Origin of the sequence: Archangium sp., from assembly GCF_036389735.1 — a bacterium.
In the GTDB taxonomy this organism is placed as follows: domain Bacteria; phylum Myxococcota; class Myxococcia; order Myxococcales; family Myxococcaceae; genus Archangium.
The window spans coordinates 1-3,654 of sequence record NZ_DASVWK010000785.1 but is presented as its reverse complement, the minus strand read 5'-3'; the positions used below and the strand labels follow the sequence as shown (position 1 = coordinate 3,654).

The window sequence follows — 3,654 nt, the reverse complement described above, 5'->3', positions numbered from 1 at the left end:
CTGGACGGCTACCGCACCGCCACGCGCGGGGCCGCCTTCCTTCCCCCGGACGACGCGACCTTCAACACGATGCTGGACGCCTTCGAGCTGGAGAAGATGCTTTACGAAGTGCGTTATGAGCTTCAGAACCGGCCGGACTGGGTGCGTATCCCCGTCCAGGCACTCTTGAGGATGGAGGTTCGCAAGTGAAGAAGCCGATGGATCGGCAGCAGGTGGATGCGGAGCTGCAGCAGGTGGTGGAGTTGCGGCATGCCGAGCCGCATCGCGTGCTGGGCATCCACCCGGATGGGGACGCGGTGGTGGTGCGGGCCTTCCGCCCGGAGGCGGTGGCCATCCACGTGCTGCCCGAGTTCGGCGGCCGCATACCCATGACGCACCGGATGGGAGGCGTCTTCGAGGCCCGGGTCAACGGCAGAAAGGACTCCTTCAACTACCTGCTGGAGGTGGAGTACCCCGGCAACAAGACGTTCACCCTGAGAGATCCCTACAGCTTCCTGCCCACGCTGGGCGACATGGATCTGTACCTCACGGGCGAGGGCCGCCACGAGCAACTCTGGAAGCGCATGGGGGCCCACCCCATCCACCACAATGGCATCAGCGGCGTGGCCTTCGCGGTGTGGGCGCCCACGGCCGCGGGCGTCTCCGTGGTGGGCGACTTCAACAGCTGGGACGGCCGGCTGCACGCCATGCGGCGCATGGGCGCCTCGGGCATCTGGGAACTCTTCATCCCCGAGGCCAGCGAGGGCACCCGCTACAAGTTCGAGATCCGTCCGGGCCACGGCGGCACGCGCCTGCTCAAGTCGGATCCGTACGCCTTCCGCACCGAGGTGCCTCCCGCCACGGCCTCGGTGGTGCACGACCTGAACCACTTCCGGTGGTCGGACGAGCAGTGGATGACGGCGCGCTCCACGAAGAACGTGCAGCACGAGCCGTGGAGCGTCTACGAGGTGCACCTGGCCTCGTGGCGACGGGTGCTCGAGGATGGGGACCGCTCGCTCTCCTACCGTGAGATGGCGCCCGCGCTGGTGGATTACGTGAAGCGCATGGGCTTCACCCACGTGGAGCTGATGCCCGTGGCGGAGCACCCCTTCGGAGGCTCCTGGGGCTACCAGGTGGGCAACTACTACGCCCCCACCGCGCGCTTCGGGCACCCGGATGACTTCCGCTACCTCGTCAACTACCTGCACGAGCAGGGCATCGGCGTGCTCCTGGACTGGGTGCCCGGCCACTTCCCCCGGGATGCCCACGCGCTCGGCCAGTTCGACGGCACGGCCCTGTACGAGCACGCGGACCCGCGCCAGGGCTCGCAGCCGGACTGGGGCACCTACGTCTTCAACTTCGGCCGCAACGAGGTGCGCAACTTCCTCATCGCCAACGCGCTCTTCTGGTTCGACGAGTACCACATCGACGGCCTGCGCGTGGACGCGGTGGCGTCGATGCTCTACCTCGACTACAGCCGCAAGCACGGCGAGTGGATTCCCAACCGGTGGGGCGGCCGCGAGAACGAGGAGGCCATCTCCTTCCTGCGCGAACTCAACGACACGGTGAGCCGCAAGTTCCCCGGCGCGGTGATGATCGCCGAGGAGTCCACGGCGTGGCCCAAGGTGAGCCAGCCCACCAGCGAGGGCGGCCTCGGCTTCCACTTCAAGTGGAACATGGGCTGGATGCACGACACGCTGACGTACTACTCGAAGGATCCCATCTACCGGCAGCACCACCACAACCAGCTCACCTTCGGCCTGCTCTACGCCTTCAGCGAGCACTTCATGCTGCCGCTGAGCCATGACGAGGTGGTGCACGGCAAGGGCTCGCTGTACGGGAAGATGCCGGGAGACGCGTGGCAGAAGCGGGCCAACCTCCGGGCGCTGCTGGCGTGGATGTGGGCGCACCCGGGCAAGAAGCTGCTCTTCATGGGCGGCGAGTTCGGCCAGCCCTCCGAGTGGAACAACGATCGGAGCCTGGACTGGCACCTGCTGCATGACCCGGGGCACGCGGGCATCCAGGCGATGATGGCGGACCTGAACAGGCTCTACCGGAGCCACCCGGCGCTGTACGACGCGGACTCGGAGCCGCTGGGCTTCCAGTGGCTCCAGCCGGACGCGGCGGCGTCCAACGTGTTCGCCTTCGTGCGGCGGTCGCGCCATCCCGGGGGCCACGTGGTGTGCATCGCCAACCTGTCGCCCGTGCCCCGCGAGGGCTACCGCATCGGCTTCCCCCGCCACGGCAGCTACGTGGAGTTGCTGAACACGGACGCCCAGGACTACGGCGGCTCCGGCATCGGCAACATGGGGCGCATCCACACGGAGCCGCAGGGCTGGGACGGGCAGGACGCCTCGGCCGTGCTGACCCTGCCGCCGCTCTCCGTGCTCTGGTTCACCCCAGGGTAGGCCACCCCTGACTCCGCACTACCCGCCTGGAGGCTCTCACTCAATGCACCCGAGAGCCTCCAGGTTACGAGAGCCGCCCAGTTACAGTTGGTACTCCTCCGAACTGGCTCCCCCTCTGACGCAGCCCGGTGAGCGTCGCGTCATGCGCTGCGCTCCCTGTCAATCTGTTTGACCCCAAAGGTTCGGCGTTCATTTACCTTTCGACAGTGCTTTCGTAAGGTCCTGAACAGGAGCCTTATGAAGCCAGTCGTTCCGGGGAATAGAGCCACCGCGGGGTCCACTATGTCCGAGCTCCGCCACCGGCGGGCTCGTGCTCAGCGGTATGCCCTCGGCGTAGCGGTGTTCGCCGTCCTCCTCTCGGCCTGCTCGGAAGAGCGGAGCACGCTGGAGAGTTCGGCCCAGGGGGTCCACGACACCGCGCAGCCGCCCTACTGGGAGGGAGGCTCCGGCCCCGCCGTCCACCACGCCCCGGTCGCCTGGCCCGTGGAACCGGCCCCCTCCGAGTGCGGGGCGACCTGCGGGGAGTGGCGGGCCTACACCCGCTTCCAGAACTCCCTGAACGACCCGCGCACGCAGGACCCGTCCAACGGCGGCACCTCGCCGCAGAACCACGTCAACATCGCCTCGTCGTGCGAGGACAAGACCCGGCCCAGCATCTACTACTCCCTCCGCAAGCACCCCACGGACCCGTCCAAGGACGTGCTGATGTTCCGCTGGCGCGTCGCCCAGGACGCGCACACCTACGCCACGGGCCCCTCCCCCAGCTCGTTCCGCTCGGGTGACGCCTGGAGCTCGGGGCTCTGGACGGTTCTCTTCAACCTCGATGGCAGCGGCTACCGCACCCTCGCCGCGCACATCAACGGCTCGTCCGGTTCCCCCTCGGCACCCGTGGACACCCTGGCGGGCATCTACGGCAAGGTTCCCACCCAGTCGATCAACTACCTGGACGAGCCGGCCAACATCAAGCTGCTGGGGACCCAGCCAACCGCCTTCGTCGAAGAGGGCCCCGAGCAGCGCCTCCTCAACTTCCACAACAACCTGTCCCCGACTCGGGACTGGCTGAATGGCTCCGCGGAGACCGTCTGGGACTACGGCACCACCCGCGCGCGGCTCGTCTCCCACCGCCCCTGCACCGAGTACTTCATCGACTACCAGATCCCGGTGGCGATGCTCGATGCAACCGCACACGGCGGCCCCAAGGTCAATCGCTCGACGCCCATCTCGATGCTGTTCTGCACCGCGAACAGCTTGAACAACCCCTTCCAGA

General features: G+C 67.5%; 2 protein-coding genes and 1 pseudogene. All 3 read left to right on the top strand.

Annotation, left to right across the window (positions count from 1 at the left end; all coding sequences use genetic code 11):
- Window positions 1-189, top strand: a pseudogene (locus tag VF794_RS27755) (sugar phosphotransferase); the annotation flags it as partial.
- Entirely contained in the window at window positions 186-2,387 is a 2,202-nt protein-coding gene (glgB, locus tag VF794_RS27750; RefSeq protein WP_331115529.1) for a 1,4-alpha-glucan branching protein GlgB, read from the top strand. The pseudogene VF794_RS27755 and the gene glgB, both read left to right, overlap by 4 nt.
- Window positions 2,388-2,669: 282 nt before the next feature.
- Window positions 2,670-3,654: hypothetical protein (locus VF794_RS27745; RefSeq protein ID WP_331115527.1), on the top strand; the 985-nt coding region annotated here is incomplete at its 3' end.